This is a genomic window from Alcanivorax sp. HI0044, from assembly GCF_001634945.1.
In genome coordinates, this window is record NZ_LWEZ01000142.1 from 1 (window position 1) to 691 (window position 691).

Genomic DNA, 691 nt, shown 5'->3' on the forward strand with positions numbered 1-691 from the left:
TCATGATCATGTTCGTCGTGGTCATGGTCCCCGTCTTCTGCGTGTTCTTCGTGTGCACCGGCGAGGCCGGCCCAGGCCAGTGCGCCGGGGGTGAAGTTGAGGGACAGCGGGGTTTCTATGCTGCCTTCCTCCAAATGCACGACAACGATGGACTGGTTGCCGGCATCGGACAGGAAGGCATGGGCGGGTTCGCCGGCCACGGTCATGGCGACACGGCTGCCGTGACCACTGGCCGGAGGCGCGGCGGTTGCCGGATCAATGGCGTTTTCCACGTGGGCATGTTCGCTCCAGTCGGCGGTGTCGAAAATGCGCAGGTCGCCGGCGTCATCCAGTAGCACCAGGTGCTCGCCATGGGGGGCCAGGCTGTGGCTGTCCAGAGAGACGGCAGCGCCTTCTTTCCAGTCCAGTTCCTGCACGTCGCCATCATCCGGGGGGATGATCAGGATGCGATCACCAGCATAGCCAACGAAGTGTGGCATTTCGTGGTGGCTGTCGAAGCTGCCTACTCGCTCACTGCCGGTCAGTCCCAGGGCGGCGTTGTTCACGTGCTGGGCGGTGAAGTTTTCTCCGTCCTGGTGAACGATGAGCACGCCGTCGCTGCAACCGAACACGGAGTAATCTTCATTGGACCCGGCGCCATGAAGACCTGGGCAGTCCAGGCTGACGGTGCCTTCCTGGTGGTAGTGATCGT

At 62.7% G+C, this 691-nt stretch carries 1 pseudogene; it reads right to left on the reverse strand.

Features of this window, described 5'->3' with window-relative positions:
- Positions 1–691 (reverse strand): annotated as a pseudogene (locus A3730_RS30860) (hypothetical protein); the annotation flags it as partial.